The sequence below is a fragment of the Glycomyces amatae genome (genome assembly GCF_020991375.1).
Taxonomy (GTDB): domain Bacteria; phylum Actinomycetota; class Actinomycetes; order Mycobacteriales; family Micromonosporaceae; genus Glycomyces; species Glycomyces amatae.
The window spans coordinates 488121-507908 of the sequence record NZ_JAJLQZ010000002.1 but is presented as its reverse complement, the minus strand read 5'-3'; the positions used below and the strand labels follow the sequence as shown (position 1 = coordinate 507908).

General features: G+C 72.9%; 19 protein-coding genes and 1 pseudogene. 14 read left to right on the top strand and 6 right to left on the bottom strand.

From position 1 onward, the window contains the following. Positions 1-3: 3 nt before the first annotated feature. The 4 genes from LO763_RS05235 (at position 4) to LO763_RS05220 (ending at position 5119) form a co-directional block, all read left to right on the top strand. On the top strand, positions 4-1554 hold the full coding sequence (locus LO763_RS05235) for an amidohydrolase (protein ID WP_230600893.1): 1551 nt from the start codon (positions 4-6) through the stop codon (positions 1552-1554). Positions 1555-2122: 568 nt separating this feature from the next. Further along, a complete protein-coding gene (lnt, locus tag LO763_RS05230) occupies positions 2123-3778 on the top strand; it encodes an apolipoprotein N-acyltransferase (RefSeq protein ID WP_230600892.1) in 1656 nt (551 codons plus the stop codon). A 10-nt stretch (positions 3779-3788) separates the two neighbouring features. Further along, positions 3789-4598 carry a polyprenol monophosphomannose synthase gene (locus LO763_RS05225; RefSeq protein ID WP_230600891.1) on the top strand — a complete coding sequence of 270 codons (810 nt, stop codon included), beginning with the start codon at positions 3789-3791 and terminating at the stop codon, positions 4596-4598. Continuing rightward, positions 4595-5119 (top strand): FxsA family protein, encoded by a 525-nt coding sequence (locus LO763_RS05220; protein WP_230600890.1) that lies wholly within the window; start codon positions 4595-4597, stop codon positions 5117-5119. The genes LO763_RS05225 and LO763_RS05220 overlap by 4 nt, the downstream gene beginning before the upstream one ends. Positions 5120-5178: 59 nt before the next feature. On the opposite strand, the gene LO763_RS05215 is transcribed toward LO763_RS05220, so the two are convergent. Then, on the bottom strand, positions 5179-5520 hold the full coding sequence (locus LO763_RS05215) for an RNA polymerase-binding protein RbpA (RefSeq protein WP_205327476.1): 342 nt from the start codon (positions 5518-5520) through the stop codon (positions 5179-5181). A 474-nt stretch (positions 5521-5994) separates the two neighbouring features. Between LO763_RS05215 and LO763_RS05210 the strand changes: the two genes are divergently transcribed. The 4 genes from LO763_RS05210 to LO763_RS05195 all read left to right on the top strand — a co-directional run bounded on the left by LO763_RS05210 (position 5995) and on the right by LO763_RS05195 (position 10737). Further along, entirely contained in the window at positions 5995-7353 is a 1359-nt protein-coding gene (locus LO763_RS05210) for an Hsp70 family protein (RefSeq protein ID WP_230600889.1), read from the top strand. Between the two features lie 83 nt (positions 7354-7436). After that, positions 7437-7847 (top strand): VOC family protein, encoded by a 411-nt coding sequence (locus LO763_RS05205; RefSeq protein ID WP_230600888.1) that lies wholly within the window; start codon positions 7437-7439, stop codon positions 7845-7847. A gap of 26 nt (positions 7848-7873) precedes the next feature. Beyond that, positions 7874-10240, top strand: a complete 2367-nt coding sequence (locus LO763_RS05200) for an ATP-binding cassette domain-containing protein (RefSeq protein WP_230600887.1) — start codon at positions 7874-7876, stop codon at positions 10238-10240. 65 nt (positions 10241-10305) lie between these two features. Then, positions 10306-10737, top strand: coding sequence for a helix-turn-helix domain-containing protein (locus tag LO763_RS05195; RefSeq protein ID WP_230600886.1), 432 nt, complete (start codon positions 10306-10308; stop codon positions 10735-10737). Positions 10738-10768: 31 nt separating this feature from the next. Here LO763_RS05195 and LO763_RS05190 read toward each other — a convergent pair whose 3' ends face one another. Further along, complete coding sequence (locus tag LO763_RS05190; RefSeq protein WP_230600885.1) at positions 10769-11338, bottom strand: TetR/AcrR family transcriptional regulator; 570 nt, start codon at positions 11336-11338, stop codon at positions 10769-10771. Positions 11339-11439: 101 nt separating this feature from the next. On the opposite strand from LO763_RS05190, the gene LO763_RS05185 reads away from it, so the two are divergent. Next, positions 11440-11940 (top strand): anthrone oxygenase family protein, encoded by a 501-nt coding sequence (locus LO763_RS05185; RefSeq protein ID WP_230600884.1) that lies wholly within the window; start codon positions 11440-11442, stop codon positions 11938-11940. Between the two features lie 85 nt (positions 11941-12025). On the opposite strand, the gene LO763_RS05180 is transcribed toward LO763_RS05185, so the two are convergent. After that, a complete protein-coding gene (locus tag LO763_RS05180) occupies positions 12026-13189 on the bottom strand; it encodes a hypothetical protein (protein WP_230600883.1) in 1164 nt (387 codons plus the stop codon). Between the two features lie 190 nt (positions 13190-13379). Between LO763_RS05180 and LO763_RS05175 the strand changes: the two genes are divergently transcribed. The 4 genes from LO763_RS05175 to LO763_RS05160 all read left to right on the top strand — a co-directional run bounded on the left by LO763_RS05175 (position 13380) and on the right by LO763_RS05160 (position 16108). Continuing rightward, positions 13380-14564: an LLM class flavin-dependent oxidoreductase gene (locus LO763_RS05175; RefSeq protein WP_230600882.1), complete on the top strand. Its 1185-nt coding sequence runs from the start codon at positions 13380-13382 to the stop codon at positions 14562-14564. Positions 14565-14573: 9 nt separating this feature from the next. Continuing rightward, the gene (locus LO763_RS05170; protein ID WP_230600881.1) at positions 14574-15053 is read left to right on the top strand and encodes a MarR family winged helix-turn-helix transcriptional regulator; all 480 of its coding nucleotides are present in this window, start codon (positions 14574-14576) and stop codon (positions 15051-15053) included. Then, entirely contained in the window at positions 15050-15754 is a 705-nt protein-coding gene (locus tag LO763_RS05165) for a CE1759 family FMN reductase (RefSeq protein ID WP_230600880.1), read from the top strand. Before LO763_RS05170 ends, LO763_RS05165 begins: the two co-directional genes overlap by 4 nt. A 135-nt stretch (positions 15755-15889) precedes the next feature. Beyond that, entirely contained in the window at positions 15890-16108 is a 219-nt protein-coding gene (locus tag LO763_RS05160) for a hypothetical protein (protein WP_230600879.1), read from the top strand. A 97-nt stretch (positions 16109-16205) separates the two neighbouring features. Here LO763_RS05160 and LO763_RS05155 read toward each other — a convergent pair. Next, positions 16206-17153 (bottom strand): annotated as a pseudogene (locus LO763_RS05155) (NAD(P)/FAD-dependent oxidoreductase); the annotation flags it as partial. A gap of 78 nt (positions 17154-17231) precedes the next feature. On the opposite strand from LO763_RS05155, the gene LO763_RS05150 reads away from it, so the two are divergent. Beyond that, positions 17232-17816 carry a helix-turn-helix domain-containing protein gene (locus LO763_RS05150; protein ID WP_230600877.1) on the top strand — a complete coding sequence of 195 codons (585 nt, stop codon included), beginning with the start codon at positions 17232-17234 and terminating at the stop codon, positions 17814-17816. Between the two features lie 34 nt (positions 17817-17850). On the opposite strand, the gene LO763_RS05145 is transcribed toward LO763_RS05150, so the two are convergent. Together LO763_RS05145 and LO763_RS05140 are read right to left on the bottom strand one after the other, a co-directional pair. After that, a complete protein-coding gene (locus tag LO763_RS05145) occupies positions 17851-18789 on the bottom strand; it encodes an SDR family NAD(P)-dependent oxidoreductase (RefSeq protein WP_230600876.1) in 939 nt (312 codons plus the stop codon). Positions 18790-18822: 33 nt separating this feature from the next. Continuing rightward, positions 18823-19572, bottom strand: a complete 750-nt coding sequence (locus LO763_RS05140) for an HAD family hydrolase (RefSeq protein ID WP_230600875.1) — start codon at positions 19570-19572, stop codon at positions 18823-18825. Between the last annotated feature and the right edge of the window lie 216 nt (positions 19573-19788).

Below are 19788 nucleotides of genomic sequence, written 5' to 3'. Positions count from 1 at the left end.
GGCATGAGCCACCTCCCAGCGAACGGTCCCAAGACCCTGTGGCGCGGCGGGCGGGTCCTGAGCCCGACCAGCCCGGCCGCGACGGCCCTGCTCACCGACGGCGACCGGATCACCTGGATCGGCCGGGACGAGGACGCGCCCGCCGCCGACCGCGCCGTCGACCTCGAAGGCGGCCTGGTGACCCCCGCGTTCGTCGACTCCCACGTCCACCTCTCCGGCACCGGCGCCGCCCTCACCGACCTCGACCTCGCCGGGACGGCGTCCGCCGCCGAGGTCCTCGACCGCGTCGCCGCCTACGCCGCGACCCTCCCCGCCGACGCCGTGGTCCTCGCGGGAGGCTGGGACGAGACCGGCTGGGACGACCCGGCGCTCCCCTCCTACGAGGAGGTGGACCGCGCCGCCGGGGGCCGCCTCGCCTACCTCTCCCGCGTCTGCGGCCACGCCGGCGTCCCCGGCGCCCGGCTCGACCGGGAGCACCCCGAGATCGCGACCCTCGAGTACGGCCTCTACGAGCCCCCGTACCGGCGCATGGCCCACCGGGCGGCGCGCGCCGCCGTCGCCCACGCCGTCCCCGTCCACCAGCGCCTCGAGAAGGCCCGCGCCGCCCTCGCCCGCGCCGCGTCCCTGGGCGTCGCCGCCGTCGTCGAGCACTCGGTCCCCAACCGCTTCGACGACCGCATCGAGCCCGAGTTCGCGGGCCTCGTCGCCCTCGGCAAGGAGCCCGGCAGCCCCGCCGTCTACGGCTGGTGGGGGGAGCTGCGGTCCGCCCGCAAGGCCCGCGACCTGGGCGCCCACGGCTGCGGCGGCGACCTCTCCGCCGACGGCTCCCTCGGCGCCCGCACCGCGTTCCTGCGCACCCCCTACGCCGACGCCGACACCCTCGGCGCCCAGTACCTCACCGCCGAGGACGTCGCGGCCCATCTCATGGACTGCCACGCGACCGGCCTCCCCGCGGCCTTCCACGCCATCGGCGACGGCGCCGTCGCGGCCGTCCTCGACGGCCTCGACCTGGTCGAGCCCCGGCTCGGCCTCGACGCGATCCGCCACGCCCGCCACCGCATCGAGCACGCCGAGCTGCTCGACGCGGGCCTCATCGCGCGCATGGTCCACCACGGCGTGCACGCCTCCGTCCAGCCGGCGTTCGACGCCGCCTGGGGCGGCCCCGACGGCATGTACGCGGCCCGGCTCGGCAGGGAGCGGGCGCTGGCGGCCAACCCGTTCTCCAGGCTCGCGGGCGTGGGCGTCCCGCTGGCCTTCGGCTCGGACTCCCCGGTGACCGCCATCGACCCCTGGGGCGGCGTCAGAGCGGCCGTGGCGCACCGCAACCCGGTCTCGCGACTGCCGCTGGCGGCGGCCTTCACCGCGGCCACCAGGGGCGGCTGGAGGGCCCTGGGCGTGGACGACGCGGGGTCGCTCGTTCCGAACACCCGAGCCAATTTCGCCGTGTGGGATCTCACGGCCGGCGCCCTGCCCGATCTGAGTGACCCGGGCACGCCCGCACCGGCGTGCGCCATGACCGTCGCGGCGGGACACCTTGCGTACACGCGTGCCTGACCAGGCCCGCCGCGCGGCCCCCGAGCGACCGGCCCGGAACGCGAAAAAAATTACTGGACCAAAATTCCGACCCGGTTGACGTCACCGGCGCGGATTGGCTTACGGTGGTCTGGTCCTCGGCGGACGACCCGAGAAGGAAGTCCGCCGAACGTCGGGGGCGACTCGACTTGCTTTGCTCCCACGCAGACTGGACAAGGTGGCAGCGCGGCCGCACTGCCACCGGCGGCCAGGTCCAGATCGCGGGGGTCGGCGGAGGAAGGCGGGCCGGTCGCCGGTGGTGGACCCGCGGCGGACGCCAGTGATCCCTAGACAACAACTCGTAGACGCTCAGCCAGACGGGTACGAGTTGGTCCGAAGATCGCCGGTGGACGCGGCAGGGGACGCCGGCCGTACAGGGACTGGGAGAAACCCGTGCGAGGGGCGTAGCCGGACACAGCTACGCCCCTTTGCCGTGCCCGCAGTAGGCTTGAGCCCCCCGCCCCGCGAGGATCACTCGCGCCGGGCCGGGAGTCTCAGCGCGGCCCGCGGGCCGCGCATGTGCACAGCGTACGAACGAGGAGCGCCCCCTGTGAGCACCGTGATCGACGACGACCGCGACGCCCCGACACCCGAGGCGCCCCCCGCCGCGAAGCGCCGCCCCCGGCTGCTCGCGGCGACCCCCCTGGGCAGGCGCCTGAGCCTCCCGGCCGCGCTCGTCCTCGCCGTCGTCTCCGGGCTCCTCGCCGTCCTCGCGTTCCCGCCCTACGGGGCCTGGCCGCTCGCGGCCGTCTCCGTCGCCGGGCTCGGCGCCGCCGTCCACCGCCGCCGCCCCTGGGGCGGCCTGGGGATCGGCTTCGTGTACGGCATGGCCTTCTTCCTGCCCCTGCTGGCCTGGTCCTCCACGCAGGTCGGCCAGTGGCCCTGGCTGTTCCTGTGCGCCCTCCAGTCCCTCGGCACGGGCCTGCTCGGCGCCGGACTCGCCGCCTGCTCGCGCCTGATCGACGCCCACCGCTGGGCCTGGGCGCCCCTCACCGGCGTCGCCTGGGTCGCCCAGGAGGCGCTGCGCTCGCGCCAGCCCTTCGGCGGCTTCCCCTGGGGCCGGCTGGCCTTCAGCCAGGCCGACGCGCCCGGGGCCGCCGCGGTCTGGCTCGGCGGCGCGCCCTTCCTGAGCTTCCTCGTCGCCCTCGCCGGCGGCCTCCTCCTCGCCGCGGGATTCGCGCTCGCCACGCAACGCGGCGCGGGCGTCCGCAAGGCCGCCGCGCTCACCGCCGCGGCCGCGCTGACCGCCGTCGCCCCCCTCGCCGTGCCCCTGGGCAGCACCGCCCCCGCCGGCGAGGTCGTCAACGTCGCCGTCGTCCAGGGCAACGTCCCCCGCCTGGGCCTGGACTTCAACGAGCAGCGCCGCGCCGTCCTCGACAACCACGTCCAGGGCACCCTCGACCTCGCCGCCGCCGTCGACGCGGGCCGGACCGAGCGCCCCGACCTCGTGGTCTGGCCCGAGAACGCCTCCGACATCGACCCGCTCGAGAACCAGGACGCCTACGACCTCATCAGCCAGGCCGCCGCGGCCATCGGCGCCCCGATCGTCCTCGGCGGCATCGTCCACAACGACGACGGCACCCGCTCGAACATGAGCATCGTCTGGGACCCCGAGGCCGGGCCGGTCTTCATGTACTCCAAGCGCCACCCCGTGCCCTTCGCCGAGTACGTCCCCTACAAGGGCTTCTTCCGCACCGTGGCCGGCTGGATCGACCCGCGCATGGCCGCTGGGCTAGACAACGTCGCCGGGTTCGAGCACGGGCAGAACGCCGGCGTCGTCCAAGTGGGGGACATGGCGATCACCGGGCTCATCTGCTTCGAGATCGCCTTCGACGCCGAGACCACCGCCTCGGTGCGCGACGGCTCCCAGCTCATGGTCGTCCAGACCAACAACGCCACCTTCGACACCAACGAGGCCCAGCAGCAGCTCGCGATGGTCCAGCTGCGCTCGATCGAGCACGGCCGCGACGGCCTCATGGCCTCCACCGTCGGCGTCTCCGGCTTCACCGACCACACCGGCGAGGTGTACCAGGCCACCGAGTTCAACACCGCGGCCGTCCTCCAGTCGGATCTGACGCTCTCCGACCGCTCGACGCCCGCGACCGCAATGGGTATCCTGCCTGAAGCGGTCCTCACCGGAGCGGCACTGGTGGTCCTGGCCTGCGCCATCGCGATGAACATCAAGCACCGCCGCAGCCAGACCTAGAAGGCGACCCATGAGCCAGACCCCGGACCGGCACGCCGGCGACAGTGACAGACCCGGCGCCGCCGCGCCGGAACCGGCCATCGTGGCCGTACCGACGTACAACGAGCGCGACAACATCGAGGCGACCGTGCAGGCCGCGCTCGCCGGATGCGACCGCTGCGACCTCCTCATCGTCGACGACTCCTCGCCCGACGGCACCGGCGACCTCGCCGACGCCCTCGCCGCGGCCCACCCGCGCGTCCACGTCCTGCACCGCACCGAGAAGCAGGGCCTGGGGGCGGCCTACCTCGCCGCGTTCGCCTGGGCCGCCGAGCGCGGCTACCGGACCGTCGTCGAGATGGACGCCGACGGCTCCCACGACCCCGCCGACCTGCCCCGCCTGCTCGACGCGCTGGCCGCGGGCGCCGACCTCGCCATCGGCTCGCGCTACGTCCCCGGCGGCTCGGTCCGGAACTGGCCCGCCCACCGCCTCGCCCTCTCCCGCGGCGCCGGGATCTACACCCGCGCCATGCTGGGGCTGCGCGTCCAGGACGTCACCGCCGGCTACCGCGCCTACCGCCTGGACGCCCTCCAGAAGCTCCGGCTCGACACCGTCGACTCGGTCGGCTACTGCTTCCAGATCGACCTCACCTGGCGGGCGGTCAAGAACGGCCTCGACATCCGCGAGGTGCCCATCGTCTTCACCGAGCGGCGCGCCGGGGCGTCCAAGATGAGCGGCGCCATCACCGTCGAGGCACTGTGGAACGTCACGCGGTGGGGCCTGGCCCACCGCACGCGCCGACTGCGCCGCGCCTTCGGGCGTGGCAGAATCGAACCGTGACCTACCAGCAGCCGCCCGCGGCCCCCAAACGGGCACCGTTCGCCCTCAGGCTCGCCCTGGCGGTGTGGGTCGTCGCCGAGGCCGCCGCCTTCATCGGCCTGGCCTACCTCATCGGGCTCTTCTACACGATCCTGATCTTCATCGGCACCAGCTTCCTCGGCGTGGCCCTCGTCGGGTACGTCGGCGCCCAGTCCTTCCGGTCCGCCCGCGACTACCTCAACTCCGGCGGCGACCCCTCCCGCGAGCTCCCCAAGGGGAAGGGGTACGCGCTCGCGGGGGCCGTCTGCCTCATCGTCCCGGGCTTCGTCACCGACCTCGCGGGCCTGCTGCTGCTGTTCCCGCCCACCCGGTTCGTCTTCCGGGGCCTGGGCCGCTGGATCGCCGCCCGCACGCCCCCGATGCGCTTCGGCGGCACCGACGTCATCGACGGCGAGGTCATCGAGGAGCGAGACGCCGACGCCCCGCGCCGGTACGGCCCCGAGGGCGGGGGCCGCGGCCCCCGCTCGATCGACCCGGACTGACGCCCCCCGGACACGCCGACGGGCCCCGGTCGACGACCGGGGCCCGTGACTCGCTTCGGCTAGCGTTCGCCGCGGCGGGCGCGCATCTCCTGGAGGCGCTCGTCGAGGATCTCCTCGAGCTCCTCCATGGAACGGCGCTCGAGCAGCATGTCCCAGTGGGTGCGCGGCGGCTTGACCTTCTTGGTCTCCGGCTCCTCGCCGTCGACCAGCTTGGCCGTGGACCCGTCGAGGCGGCACTCCCACGTCAGCGGGATCTCCGCCTCCACCGCGAAGGGCACCTCGAAGCGGTGACCCTGCGGGCACACGTAATCGCGCGTCTGGCGGGGGGCCAGTTCGGTGTTGCGGTCCGATTCGTAGCTGACGGCCCCGAGGCGGGAGCCCCTCAGCATTCTGTCGCCCATGTTCCCCTGCACTTCCTTTGAGCACTTGCCGTGAACAATGCCGCCGGCCTGGTCAGCCCTGCCTGCGACATCCCCAGCCGATCACGCCGATTCCTGGGGTTTCGCCTTGTACAACGCCTGGACCAGCCGGATCCTTCCCCGAGCGGCCGCGGCGGCGCGACCCCCAAGTGTGGCCCTGCGCCGTCGCGGCGGCCACAGACGTCCCCTTGAAGTGTGACACAACACCGAGCCCGATCCACGCCGGTGAGCACGTGAGATGCCGCTCGCCGCACCGCGGTGCCGCGCCGTGACCGAACGGCCGCCCGGCGTGCGCGGCAAGCGTCGTCACCGGCATAATGCCAAGGCGATGCGAACGGGGCGCAAGCGGCGCGCGACGGCCGAACGGGTCGCATGGGACGTGGACGGGCCCAGTAGGGTGTGCATCAGACTCGGCACTTTTACGTCTCGCAAGCATCGCCGAGAGGGAGTTCTCACATGCACGTCCTTGGAATCGACTTCGGAACCTCGAACACCGTCGCCGTGCTGCGCTCGGCCGACGGACGCGTACGCCCGCTGCTGTTCGACGGTGCCCCGATCCTGCCCTCGGCGGTCTACTACAACTCCGACGGCCGGATGCTCGTCGGCCGCGACGCCGAGCGCAACGCCCGCATGGACCCCGCCCGGTTCGAACCGAACCCCAAGCGCCGCATCGACGACGGGTCCCTGTTCCTGGGCACCTCCGAGATCCCCGTACCGCAGGTCTTCGCGTACGTCCTCCAGCAGGTCGCCCTCGAGGCGCAGCGCCAGGCCGGCCAGATGCCCGGCCAGGTCCGCCTCACCCACCCCGCGCGCTGGGGCGAGCGGCGCCGCTCGATCCTGGTCGACTCCGCGCGCCTCGCCGGCCTCCCGGCCCCCCAGCTCATCCCCGAGCCGGTCGCGGCCGCCTCCTACTTCACCTCCGTGCTCGGCACCGCCGTCCCGCCCGGCCGCTCCCTGGCCATCTACGACCTCGGCGGCGGCACCTTCGACGCCACCGTGGTGCGCCGCACCCAGACCGGCTTCGAGGTCCTCGCCGAGGAGGGCATCGGCGACATCGGCGGCCTCGACTTCGACCACGGCATCGTCGAGCACCTCGGCAAGACCTACGGCGCCTCGCACCCCGTCGACTGGCAGCGGCTCCTCACCCCCTCCGACGACCGCGACCGCCGCTACCGGCGGATGCTCTACGAGGACGTCCGCGGCGCCAAGGAGACCCTCTCGCGCACCGCGAGCGCCGACATCCACCTGCCCGCGCTCGAGGTCGACGCCCACCTCACGCGCGCCGAGTTCGAGGAGATCGCCCGCCCGCCCCTGGAGCGCACGGTCGACTGCCTCCAGCGGGCCATCGGCTCCGCCCGCATGAACCCGGCCGACCTCGTCGGCATCTTCCTGGTCGGCGGCTCCTCGCGCATCCCGGCGATCTCCCAGCTCATCCACTCCAAGCTGGGCGTGCCGCCGCAGACGTTCGAGCAGCCCGAGACCGTCGTGGTCGAGGGCGCCGTGCGCGCCGCCTCGGGCCCGGCGCCCACCGAGCCGCCGCTGACCCGCCCGACCTCGGGCGGACCGGTCTCGCCGGCCGGGCACATGTCGGCCCCGCGCCCGCCCGTGCAGGCCCCGCCGGTCCAGGCGCCGCAGATGCTGCCGCCGCAGACGAACTACCAGGCCGCGCCGTCCCCGCAGCCGAGCTACCAGCAGCAGCGACAGCAGGCCGGCGGGAAGCGCCCGCTGCTCCAGGAGCCGGCGGTCCTGGTCACCGGCGCCACCGTGATCATCCTGATCGTCATCTTCTTCGTGATCCTGTCGACGATCCTCTAGCGCCCCGCCGCAGCCCGTGACGGGCCCCGAACCGGTCAGGAATCGAGAAGCCCGTGTCGGCGGCCCGTATTAATCTTTCCCCCATGGACATCAGCATTCACGCGACCTTCCTCCCGCACGACGACCCGGAGGCCTCGCTCGCGTTCTACCGCGACGTCCTCGGCTTCGAGGTCCGTAACGACGTCGGCTACGACGGGATGCGGTGGATCACCGTCGGCCCCGGCGACCAGCCCGGGATCAACGTGGTGCTCTACCCGCCCGGATCCGACCCCGGCGTCAGCGACGACGAGCGCCGCACCATCACCGAGATGATGGCCAAGGGCACCTTCGCGAGCCTCGTCCTCTCCGCCGCCGACGTCGACGCGGCCTTCGAGCGGATCGCGGGCGCGAACGCCGACGTCGTCCAAGAGCCGATCGACCAGCCCTACGGCGTCCGCGACTGCGCCTTCCGCGACCCCGCGGGCAACCAGATCCGCATCCAGCAGCAGCACTGAACACCACCCAGCGGCACGGAGACACCATGAGCGACCCCAAACGGCACGACGCCGACACCCACGACCTCATCCAGGTCCACGGCGCGCGCGAGAACAACCTCAAGGACGTCAGCGTCGAGATCCCCAAGCGCCGCCTGACGGTGTTCACCGGGGTCTCGGGCTCGGGCAAGAGCTCGCTGGTGTTCGCGACGATCGCGGCCGAGTCCCAGCGGCTCATCAACGAGACCTACAGCGCGTTCCTCCAGGGCTTCATGCCCTCGCTCGCGCGACCCGACGTCGACCGCCTCGAAGGGCTCACCACCGCGATCATCGTCGACCAGGAGCGGATGGGCGCCAACCCGCGCTCCACCGTCGGCACCGCCACCGACGCCAACGCGATGCTGCGCATCCTCTTCAGCAGGCTCGGCACGCCCCACATCGGCTCGCCGAACGCGTTCTCGTTCAACGTGCCCTCGGTCAAGGCCAGCGGCGCGATCACCATCGAGAAGGGCGGCAAGGCCAAGGCCCAGAAGGCCACGTTCAATCAGCTCGGCGGCATGTGCCCGCGCTGCGAGGGCATGGGCAAGGTCCAGGACTTCGACCTGACGGCCCTGTTCGACGAGACCAAGACCCTCGCCGAGGGCGCGATCATCGTCCCCGGCTACAGCACCGACGGCTGGTACGGCCGGATCTTCGCGGGCTCGGGTTACTTCGACATGGACAAGCCCTTGGGCGAGTTCGGCGAACGCGAGCTGCACGACCTGCTCCACCGCGAGGCCACCAAGATCAAAGTGGACGGCATCAACCTCACCTACGAGGGGCTCATCCCCAAGATCACCAAGTCGATGCTGTCCAAGGACCTCGAGGCGATGCAGCCGCACATCCGCGCGTTCGTCGAGCGGGCCGTGACCTTCACGGCCTGCCCCGAGTGCGAGGGCACCCGCCTGGCCCCCGAGGCCCGCTCCTCGAGGATCGAGGGCAAGAACATCGCCGACGCCTGCGCCATGCAGATCAGCGACCTCGCCGAATGGGTCCGCGGCCTCGACGAGCCCTCCGTGGCGCCGCTCCTCGCCGGGCTCCAGCACCTGCTCGACTCCTTCACGGCCATCGGCCTGGGCTACCTCTCGCTCGAGCGGCCCTCGGGCACCCTCTCCGGCGGCGAGGCCCAGCGCACCAAGATGATCCGCCACCTCGGCTCCTCGCTCACCGACGTCACCTACGTCTTCGACGAGCCCACGATCGGCCTGCACCCGCACGACATCGAGCGGATGAACGACCTGCTGCTGCGCCTGCGGGACAAGGGCAACACGGTCCTGGTCGTCGAGCACAAGCCCGAGGCCATCGCCATCGCCGACCACGTGGTCGACCTCGGCCCCGGGGCGGGCACCGCGGGCGGCACCATCTGCTACGAGGGCGACCTCGCGGGGCTGCGCGCCAGCGGCACCGTCACCGGCCGCCACCTCGACGACCGGGCCTCCCTCAAGGAGGACGTCCGCAAGCCCACCGGGCAGCTGGCGATCCGCGGGGCCTCGGACAACAACCTCCAGGACGTCGACGTCGACATCCCCCTCGGGGTCCTCACCGTGGTCACCGGCGTGGCCGGTTCGGGCAAGAGCTCCCTCATCCACGGCTCCGTGGCGGGGCGCGAGGGCGTCGTCGCGATCGACCAGGGCGCGATCCGCGGCTCGCGCCGCTCCAACCCCGCGACCTACACCGGCCTGCTCGAGCCGATCCGCAAGGCCTTCGCCAAGGCCAACGGCGTCAAGCCCGCCCTGTTCAGCGCCAACTCCGAGGGCGCCTGCCCCACCTGCAAGGGCGCGGGCGTCATCTACACCGACCTGGGCGTCATGGCCACCGTCGAGTCCACCTGCGAGGAGTGCGAGGGGAAGCGGTTCCAGGCCGAGGTCCTCGAGTACACCCTCGGCGGCCGCGACATCGCCGAGGTCCTCGCCATGCCGGTGGAGGAGGCCGAGCGGTTCTTCGCCGCGGGGGACGCCCGCGTCCCGGCGGCCCACAAGATCCTCGGCCGCCTCGTCGACGTCGGCCTCGGCTACCTCACCCTCGGCCAGCCGCTCACCACCCTCTCCGGCGGTGAGCGCCAGCGCCTCAAGCTGGCCGTCCACATGGATGAGAAGGGCGGCGTCTACGTCCTCGACGAGCCGACCACCGGCCTCCACCTCGCGGACGTCGAGCAGCTCCTGGGCCTGCTCGACCGGCTCGTGGACTCGGGCAAGTCGGTCATCGTCATCGAGCACCACCAGGCGGTCATGGCGCACGCCGACTGGATCATCGACCTCGGCCCCGGTGCGGGCCACGACGGCGGCAAGGTCGTCTTCGAGGGCGTCCCCGCCGACCTGGCGGCCTCCCGCGCCACCCTCACCGGCGAGCACCTCGCCGACTACGTGGGCGCCTGAGCCCGGCGCGCCGGCGGCCCCCGGGCCGTCGGCGCGACCGACCGGGGCATGCCATGATGGCAGTTGTGACCAGCGATCCCGCCGAGACCCAGCGCCTGCGCGACCTCGCGGTGCTGCGCCGCGTCCGCGACCGGATCGACCGCGAGTACGCGCGGCCCCTGGACGTCGAGGCGCTGGCGCGCGGCGTCCACATGTCGGCCGGGCACCTCAGCCGCGAGTTCAAGCGCGCCTACGGCGAGTCCCCGTACTCGTACCTGATGACGCGGCGCATCGAGCGCGCCATGTCGCTGCTGCGCCGCGGCGACCTGAGCGTCACCGAGGTCTGCTTCACCGTCGGGTGCCAGTCCCTGGGCACCTTCAGCACCCGCTTCACCGAGCTGGTGGGGGTCCCGCCGAGCGTCTACCGGACGCAGGCGCAGACGACCGCGGGCGTCCCCACCGTGGCCACCAAGTACGCGATCCGCCCGGTCCGCCAGAAGCCGACTCCGGCGCCCTGAGCGCCGGGCCCGCCTCGGGGGGCCGGAGCCGCTATTCGGCCGGGACGATCCGGTCGACCAGCGCGGTGACGAGCGGGTCGACCGCGTCGGGCCCGATGAAGCCCGGGAGCGTCAGCCGCTCCACGATGAGCCCGGCGAGCGCGAGGTAGAGCAGCGTCATCGCCTGCTCGTCGCCGGGCATCCCCGCCTCGCGGTGCAGGTCGAGGTCCTTCTGGAAGTGGCCGCGGACCTGCCCGGTGAGCACTTCGCGCAGCTGGGGGCGGCGCGTGGACTCCAAGCGCAGCTCCAGGACGGCGAGGTAGCCGGACGGGTAGGCGGTGATCCTCTCGACCATGGCGCGCATCGCCCGGTCCACGCCCTCGCGGGTGCGCGGCAGGTCCGCCGGTGCGGGGGCCGCGTTCGGGTCGAGCTTCGTGAAGACGCGCTCGCCGGCCTGCACGAGGAGGGCGTCGCGGCTCGCGAAGTAGTTCGAGGCGGTCCCGACGGGGACGCCGGCCTGCTGGTCGACGGCGCGGAACGTCAGCCCGCGCGCGCCCTGCGCCGCGAGCACTTCGATGGCGGCGTCGAGCAGGGCCGCCCGGCGTTCGGGGTTCTGGCGCATCTCCGCCCTTCCAGGTTGGCACCACTTCATGTGTAGTGGTACAGTGAAACCACTTCAAACATAGTACTTCATTCGAAGTGAATTCTTGAAAGGCCGGTCCCGTGAAACTCCTCCAGATGCTGTCCCTCCTCGCGGCCCTCGTCAGCGTCGGCATGATGGCCGGGCTGTTCACCGGCTTCTCCTACGCTGTGATGCCCGGCCTCAAGATCCTCGACGACAAGGCCTGGATCGCGGCGATGCAGCAGATCAACAAGGTGATCATCAACGGCTGGTTCATGCCCGCGTTCCTGGGCGCGGTGGTCTTCACCGGCGCGGCCGCCGCGCTGGTGGGCGCCTCCGCGAACCGCGCCGCCCTGCCGTGGGTCCTCGCCGCACTGGCGCTCGCGCTGGTCATGTTCATCGGCACCGTCGCCGTGAACGTGCCCCTCAACGACCGCCTCGCCGCCGCGGGCGACCCGGGCTCCCTCGCGGACCCCGCCGCTCTGCGCGCGAGCGTCGAGGCCAAGTGGATCGCCTGGAACACCGTCCGCGGCGTCGCCTCCGTCGGGGCCCTCCTGGCGCTCGGCTGGGCCCTGCTCGTCCACGGCCGCGCCGCGGGGTGACGGGCCCCGGCGCAGCGCACGCGCCGGCCCCGCCTCGACGGCGGGACCGGCGCGCGCGTCCTTCTCGGATCCGCCCGGGCGCCCGCTACTCCTGGAGGTAGTCCTGGGCGTTGTCCAGGTGCCCCTGCATCTCCTCCTGCCAGGCGACCATGTCGGTCTCGATCGGCCGGTACTGCTCGACCAGCATCGCCGCCCAGCCCTCCTCGACGGCGGCGCGCAGCCCGCTCTCCTGGCCGCACGCGGCGAAGTCGACGGCCATCGCGCGCTCGAGCTCGAGCACGCCGAGGAAGTCGCCGGGAACGTCGTCGGGCCCCTCGGGGACCTCGATCTCCTCCTCGCCGCCGTACTCCGCGAAGTAGTCCGGGGCGTACATCGTCCCGAAGTAGTTCCACAGCGGGGGCGAGAAGTCGGTGCCGATCTCCCAGCCCTCGTAGCCCTTGTCGATGAGGCAGGAGTCGAAGGCGTCGTTCTCGCCGTCGAGCCGTCCGAGCAGCGCGTCCGGGTCCTCGAACTCCTCGAGCTCCGCCATGGGGCTGGGCCGGTGCGTGAGCGTGTAGGAGCCCTCCTCGCCGTCCTCCTCGACCTCGACGGTGTAGGGCTCGCCGTAGATCGTCTCGACCATCTCCAGCTCGCACCCGCCCATCGGCGCCTCGCCGTCCTCCTCGGGGCCCTTCACCGAGCTGTCGTACGCGGGGGCCCCGGTCCAGGCCTCGATCCACGCCGCCTGGTACTCCTCGCCCTCGGCCTCCCACTCGCCGGTGTCGGGCTCGACGTAGTCCTCCTCGGGGATGTTGAAGGCGGCCCGCGCCTCGGGCGTCAGCAGCTCCTCGGCCAGGTCCTCGTTCCCGGGGTCGCGGACGAACTCGACCCAGATCCCGAACCCCCACTGCTCGGCCGCCTCCGGGGCGGGGACGGCCTGGTCGGGCGCGTCGGTCATGTAGCCCGCCGCGCCGTACGCGGCGTAGTCCGTCTCCTGGAAGACCATGGGGTCGTGGACGCTGAACCCCGCGTCCTCCAGGCAGCGCTTGGCGACCCGGTGCTCGATCTCGGTGAGCTCGTCGTCGATGCGGCGGCTGTCGTTGATCATCTGGTAGAGCCGCTCGGCCTCCGACACCGCGTCCGAGCCCGCCTCGACGGCCGCGCCGCCCTCGTCGCCCTCGGCCTCGCCGCCGCAGGCGCCCGCCGCGAGGAGCGCGCCGATCGCCGCGAGCGCGGCCGCGCCTCGCATCCGCCTGGTCCTGTGTCGCACGTGGTGTTCCCTTCCGCTGGGGGTCGATGTACGGGATAGGTGCGCCGCGCCGGGCGCGGTTGCCCTCCCGGCGGGCGGATATGCGCCACGTCACGGTGCCGCGGCGGGAATAGGCCCTGCGGGAGCCCCGTTGAGGTAGATGCAAACGCATGAACTTTGAGCCGCTGCGGCGGGAAGGGCGGGAAATCCGATGCAGTTCGGGATCTTCTCAGTCAGTGACATCACGCGCGACCCCGTCTCGGGGAGGACCCCGAGCGAGGCCGAGCGGATCGACGCGATCGTCAAGATCGCCGTCAAGGCCGAAGAGGTCGGCCTCGACGCCTTCGCCATCGGCGAGCACCACAACCCGCCGTTCTTCTCCTCCTCGCCGACCACGCTGCTGGCCCACATCGCCGCCCTCACCGAGCGGCTCGTGCTCACCACCGCGACCACCCTGATCACCACCAACGACCCGGTGCGCATCGCCGAGGAGTACGCGATGCTCCAGCACCTGGCCAAGGGCCGCATGGACCTCATGCTCGGCCGCGGCAACACCGCGCCGGTCTACCCCTGGTTCGGGCAGGACATCCGCCAGGGCCTGGCGATCGCGCTGGAGAACTACAACCTGCTGCACCGGCTGTGGCGCGAGGACGTCGTGGACTGGGAGGGCCAGTTCCGCACTCCGCTCCAGGGCTTCACCGCCACGCCCCGGCCGCTGGACGACGTGCCGCCGTTCGTGTGGCACGGCTCGATCCGCACGCCCGAGATCGCCGAGCAGGCCGCCTTCTACGGCAACGGGTACTTCGCCAACCACATCTTCTGGCCCACCTCGCACTCCAAGCGCCTCATCGACTTCTACCGGCAGCGCTTCGAGCACTACGGGCACGGCACCCGCAAGCAGGCCATCGTGGGCGTCGGCGGCCAGGCCTACATCGCCAAGCGCTCGCAGGACGCCGTCAAGGAGTTCCGCCCCTACTTCGACGAGGCCCCGGTCTACGGCCACGGCCCGTCCCTGGAGGAGTTCACCAAGGGCACCCCGCTCACCGTCGGCAGCCCGCAGGAGGTCATCGACAAGACCCTGACCTTCCACGACGCGTTCGGCGACTACCAGCGCCAGATGTTCCTCATCGACCACGCCGGGATGCCGCTGGGCATGGTCCTCGACCAGCTCGAACTGCTCGGCGGGGAGGTCGTCCCGGTGCTGCGCAAGGAGCTCGCCTCCCGGCGCGACCCCGAGTCGGCCGACGCCCCGACCCACGCGGGCCTCGTCCAGGCCAAGTACGGCGACGGCCCGGCCCGCCAGCCGAGCCCCAACGCCAACCGCGGCGACAACGTCACCGGCGCCTCGCCCTACCAGGACGGCGACGTCGAGGCCGAGTACCCGGCGATCGGCTGAGGAGGCGCCGTGACCCGCAGCAGGAGCCGGCTCGCGAACGAGGCGTGGGAGTCGCTGCTCACCGCCCACGCCTCCCTCATGAAGCGCTTCGGCGCCGAGCCGATCTGGGACGAGGTGTCCATGCGCGAGTACGACGTGCTCTACACCCTGTCCAAGCACGACGGCCCGATGCGGCTCTACGAGCTCGGCCGCGGCGTGCTGCTCAGCCAGCCCGCCCTGTCGCGGCTCGTGGAGCGCCTGGTCGACCGCGGCCTGGTCGAGCGCACCGCCGACCCGGCCGACGGCCGCGGCGTGCGCCTCGCGCTCACCGCGGCCGGGCGCGAGCGCCAGCACCGCGTCGGCGGCCGCCACGCCGTCGACGTCGCCCGCGCCGTCACCGCCGCCCTCACCGACGAGGAGATGCGGCAGCTCGAGGCCATCGGCCGCAAGCTCGCCGCGCAAGGCGAACCGCAACCGCCCCGCCCGAACCGACAGGAGGCCACCCTGTGAACGACCAGCACACCACCGGCGCCGAGCCGTTCCGGCTCGCCGTCGTCAGCGGCGGCACCAGCGACCCGTCCTCGACCAGGATGCTCGCCGACCGCATCGCCTCCCGCGTGGGCGCGCTCGCCGGGGAGCGCGGCGGGGCCGTCGCGGTCGACGTGATCGACCTTCGCGGGCTCGCGAGTGAGATCACCACCGCGATCGTCTCGCAGCTCATGGGCCCCAAGATGACCCGCGCGATCGAGGTCCTCGGCCGCGCGGACGGCGTCGTCGCCAGCGCTCCCGTGTACAAGGCCGCGCCCAGCGGCCTGTTCAGCTCGTTCTTCCACGTCCTCGACAACGACCTGCTCATCGCCAAGCCGGTGATCCTGGCCGCGACGGCGGGCACGGCGCGGCACGCGCTGGTGGTGGACGAGCAGATGCGCTCGCTGTTCGCGTACCTGCGGACGATGACGGTGCCGACGTCGGTCTTCGCCGCCACGGAGGACTGGAACTCCTCGGAGCTGGGGGAGCGGATCGGCCGCGCGGCGATCGAGCTGCTGCTGCTCATGGAGTCCGGCTTCGCCGAGCAGGTCCGCAGCGAGTCGTGGAAGCACTACCAGCACGAGTACGGCAGCGCGGGCGGCACGGAGCTCGACATCGACCTGGGCACCGACCTCATGCGCCTGGCCACCGGCGGCGCGGCGCCGCCCCGCCGGAAGGAGTAGCGGCGCACGGGGTGCGGCGGCACCGCGCCGCCGCTTCGCTTCGCGGGTCCGCCTGGGCCGATCGTCGGATACCGTCCGGGGCGCGGCGGCGGTACCGTTGACAGTCCAGAACGGACGCGACTGCGGAGGTGCCAGATGGGTGACGGCGGCGACGGCGGCGATGCCGCGGACTTCGGGGCCGACCTGCCGGTCGAGTTCCCCTCCGACGTCGTGATGGCGGCCGCGGGCGACGGCGGCCGCGAGGACGTGATCGTCATCGACGGCCATGTCATCGGCGACGCCCCGGTGCGGCGGGCCGACGAGGTCGTCGTCGAGATGACCTGGACCGCCCCCGACGAGCGCTCCGGCCCCTGACCCCCGAGGACCACGACGCGCGCCGCCGCGGGCGGCGATGACCGCAGGCGAGCGACGGCGCGGCGGCCCCGAGGCCGCCGCGCCCCCGTCACTTCGCCCGGTGCGCCTCGACCGCCGCGGCGGTCTCCTCGTTCACGAGCTCCATGTTGATCTGGGCCCCGGCCATCGCACCCGCGGCCGCCACACTGCCGACCTGCGCCGAGAGGTCGACCACGTTGCCCGCCGCCCACACGCCCTCGACCGCCGTGCGGCCCATGGGATCCGCCGGCAGGTGCACGCCCATCCCCGACGGGTGCTCCACCGGGACCAGGCCCAGGTCCTCCAGGAACCCGGCGCGGGCCTCCATCTTGGACGCCACCGTGAGCACGCGCCGCTCCACGAGCTCGCCGCTCGCGAGCCGCACGCCGGTGATGCCGTCCGGCCCGGTCTCGACCCGCTCGATCGCGCCGTCGACGATCCGGACGCCCCGCGCCTCCAGCTTCTCGACCTCCTCGTCGCTCGGACGAGGCTGATCGTGCGTGAAGAACACCAGGTCCGCGGTCCACTGCCGGAACAGCAGCGCCCCGTGCACCGACATCGGGCCGGTCGCCACGACGCCGATCGGCTCGTCGCGGACCTCCCAGCCGTGGCAGTACGGGCAGTGCACGACGTCCTTGCCCCAGCGCTCCCGCAGGCCCGCTATCTCGGGCAGCCGGTCCACCAGGCCGGTGGTGACGAGGATCCTGCGGGCGGTTACTTCGCGGCCGTCCTCGAGCGAGACGGTGAAACCGCCCTCCGAGCGCTTCGCGCCGCCCACCGCGCCCGAGACGACGTGGCCGCCGTACCGGCGCACCTCCTCCCGGCCGAGCGCCAGCAGCTCGGACGGCGGCATGCCCTCGCGTCCGAGCAGTCCGTGCACGCCCTCGGCCGGGGCGTTGCGCGGCTCGCCCGCGTCGACCACCGCCACCGAGCGCCGGGCCCGGGCGAGCATGAGCGCGCCGTTCAGGCCGGCGGCCCCGCCCCCGATCACCACGACGTCGTACCGGTCCTTCAGTTCATCGGTCATATCGTTACCTCCGCGTCGACCGTAGACCGGCGTCCATGAAAATGGCAATCATTCTTGCCGTTATGGCAAAATCGAACCATGGAAGAGGACACCGACCCCACGCTCGAGGCTGTCGGGCCGCGCCTGCGCGCCCTCCGCAAGGAGCGGGAGGCCACGCTCGCCGAACTCTCGGCCAGGACCGGGATCTCGGTCAGCACGCTCTCCCGCCTGGAGTCGGGCGCGCGCAAGCCCACTCTGGAGTTCCTGCTGCCCCTGGCGAGGGTCCACGGCGTGACCCTCGACGACCTCGTGGGCGCGCCGCCCACCGGCGATCCCCGCATCCACCTGCGCCCGGTCACCCGCCACGGCATGGTCCACCTGCCGCTCACCCGCCGCCCCGGCGGCATCCAGGCGTACAAGCTGATCATCCCCGCGGGCGCCCCGCAGGAACCGGACCCGCAGGTCCACGAGGGCTACGAGTGGATGTACGTCCTCAACGGACGGCTGCGGGTCGTCCTCGGCGAGCACGACTTCGTGATGAAACCCGGCGAGGCCGCCGAGTTCGACACCCGCACCCCCCACTGGTTCGGCCGCGCCGAGGAGGGCGGGGTCGAGTTCCTCAGCCTCTTCGGCAGTCAGGGCGAACGGGCCCACCTGCGCGCCAAGCCCAAAGGAGGGAGATGAGGCGCCCGCCGCCGGGCGGGCGCCCCGCGGCGGCTCAGGCGAAGGCGTCCACGCCGGTGAGCCGGGCCGAGTACGCCCACAGCCGCTCGGCCTCGGCCGGGTCCACCGCGTGGGCCCTGACGCCCGGGCCCTCGGCCGTCACCTCGGCGACCTCGCAGTCCTCCAGGTAGACCCCGCCGAGCCCGTCGAGCCGCGGCGAGGTCGCCGCCCACGTCTGGGTGGCCGCGCCCTGCTCGGCGGTCTTGAAGTACTCCGGCGGATTGCCCTCCTCGTCCCTCCAGCCCATCTCGCGCTGCTCGGCCACGGGGATGTGGCGCTGGAGCGGCGTCAGGATCGCCCCCGGGTGCAGCGCGAAGGCCCTGATCCCCGCGTCCCGGCCGAGGCGGTCGAGCTCGACGGCGAAGAGCACGTTCGCGGTCTTCGACTGGCTGTAAGCCTGCCAGCGGTCGTAGCCGCGCTCGAAGTGCACGTCGTCCCAGCGGATCGCGGACCCGCCGTGCCCGCCGGAGGACACCGACACAACCCGGGCGCCGTCGAGGACGGGCCGCAGCCGGTTCACCAGTGCGAAGTGCCCGAGGTGGTTGGTCGCGAACTGGAGCTCCCAGCCGGGCCCGGTGCGCGTCTCGGGGCAGGCCATCACCCCGGCCCCGTTGACGAGCATGTCGATGCGCTCGCCGGTCGCGAGCCAGCGGTCGGCGAAGGCGCGAACGCTCTCGAGGTCGGACAGGTCGAGCTCGTCGGTCTCGGCGCCGTCGATGCCGGCGAGGTTCTCCGCGGCCGCGCCGGGCCGCCGGGCCGGCACGACCACGCGGGCGCCCGCTCCCGCGAGCGCCCGCGTGGTCGCGAGGCCGATCCCCGAATAGCCGCCGGTCACGACGGCCGTGCGCCCCTTGAGGTCGAGGCCGTCGAGGACTTCGGCGGCGGTGGAGCGGGCGTTGAATCCGGATTCGATCGGGTGCTGTAGTTCGCTCATGGGCCGAGGCTAGGACCTGGAGTGCACTCCAGGTCAAGACTCCAGGTCGGCGGTCCCGTCGAGGAAGCCGAGGACGTGCGCGAGGCCGCGCTCGCCGGTCCGGGCCTCCCCGGGCAGGATGTAGGCGCGCAGGCCGGAGGCGGCGGCGCCGCCGTCCTTGGCCGGGTTGTCGCCGACCATGAGCGTGCGGCGCGGGTCGACGCCGAGCCGCTCGCAGGCGGCGCGGAACAGCACGGGGTCGGGCTTCTCGGTCCCGTACTGGTACGAGATGACGCGCACGTCGACGAGGTCGGCCAGCCCGAAGTGCTCCATGTGGACGCCGACGTCCCACGCGAAGTCGGAGACGATCCCGGTCCTGATCCCGCGGCGGCGCAGCTCGCGCAGGAGCGGCTCGGTGTCGGGGTAGGGCACCCAGGCGTCGGGGGCCGCGATGAGCCCGTACGCGGCAGCCTCGACCCCCTGCAGGTAGTCGACGCGCTCGAACCAGGCGAACAGCGCGGCCCGGTGCTGCTCGGGGGACTCGTCCCGCCCGATCTGCGCGGCGGCGACCTCGGGGATCCGGTAGGTCTCGTACAGCTGCTCGGCGGTCTTCTCGACCAGCGCGTCGTCCAGGGCCCGCCCGGTCGCGTCGGCGACGCGCCGCAGCCACGTCGGGATGTCGATGAGCTTGAAGATGGTGTTGCTGAAGTCGAACAGCACCGCCTCGATCGGCGGCACCGGCCCGGCCTGCTCGGCCTCGGTCGGCTCGTAGGCGGTGACGGAGTCGAACAGGTTGTGGATCACGGCGGGCCTCCCGGTCGGCGGTTGCGGCGGCGGCGCCCCGATGCGCCGCCGCAACCGTAACCGCCCTGCTTGAACGGGTCCAGAACGAAGGCCGTACCTCACATGACCCGCCGCCGCCCGCGCCCGCGGCGAGGCGCCGGAGGACGGGCCGGGCACCGATCAGCACGAGGGGCAGTGAGGTCCGAGCATGGGAGGGCCGGTCCACCGGAGGCGTTC

Excerpts from the sequence above, each read along its gene's own strand:
- LO763_RS05235 (WP_230600893.1), top strand. The coding sequence starts at position 4 with ATGAGCCACCTCCCAGCGAACGGTCCCAAGACCCTGTGGCGCGGCGGG.
- LO763_RS05225 (WP_230600891.1), top strand. The coding sequence starts at position 3,789 with ATGAGCCAGACCCCGGACCGGCACGCCGGCGACAGTGACAGACCCGGC.
- LO763_RS05215 (WP_205327476.1), bottom strand. The coding sequence starts at position 5,520 with ATGGGCGACAGAATGCTGAGGGGCTCCCGCCTCGGGGCCGTCAGCTAC.
- LO763_RS05210 (WP_230600889.1), top strand. The coding sequence starts at position 5,995 with ATGCACGTCCTTGGAATCGACTTCGGAACCTCGAACACCGTCGCCGTG.
- LO763_RS05205 (WP_230600888.1), top strand. The coding sequence starts at position 7,437 with ATGGACATCAGCATTCACGCGACCTTCCTCCCGCACGACGACCCGGAG.
- LO763_RS05200 (WP_230600887.1), top strand. The coding sequence starts at position 7,874 with ATGAGCGACCCCAAACGGCACGACGCCGACACCCACGACCTCATCCAG.
- LO763_RS05190 (WP_230600885.1), bottom strand. The coding sequence starts at position 11,338 with ATGCGCCAGAACCCCGAACGCCGGGCGGCCCTGCTCGACGCCGCCATC.
- LO763_RS05175 (WP_230600882.1), top strand. The coding sequence starts at position 13,380 with ATGCAGTTCGGGATCTTCTCAGTCAGTGACATCACGCGCGACCCCGTC.
- LO763_RS05160 (WP_230600879.1), top strand. The coding sequence starts at position 15,890 with ATGGGTGACGGCGGCGACGGCGGCGATGCCGCGGACTTCGGGGCCGAC.
- LO763_RS05150 (WP_230600877.1), top strand. The coding sequence starts at position 17,232 with ATGGAAGAGGACACCGACCCCACGCTCGAGGCTGTCGGGCCGCGCCTG.
- LO763_RS05145 (WP_230600876.1), bottom strand. The coding sequence starts at position 18,789 with ATGAGCGAACTACAGCACCCGATCGAATCCGGATTCAACGCCCGCTCC.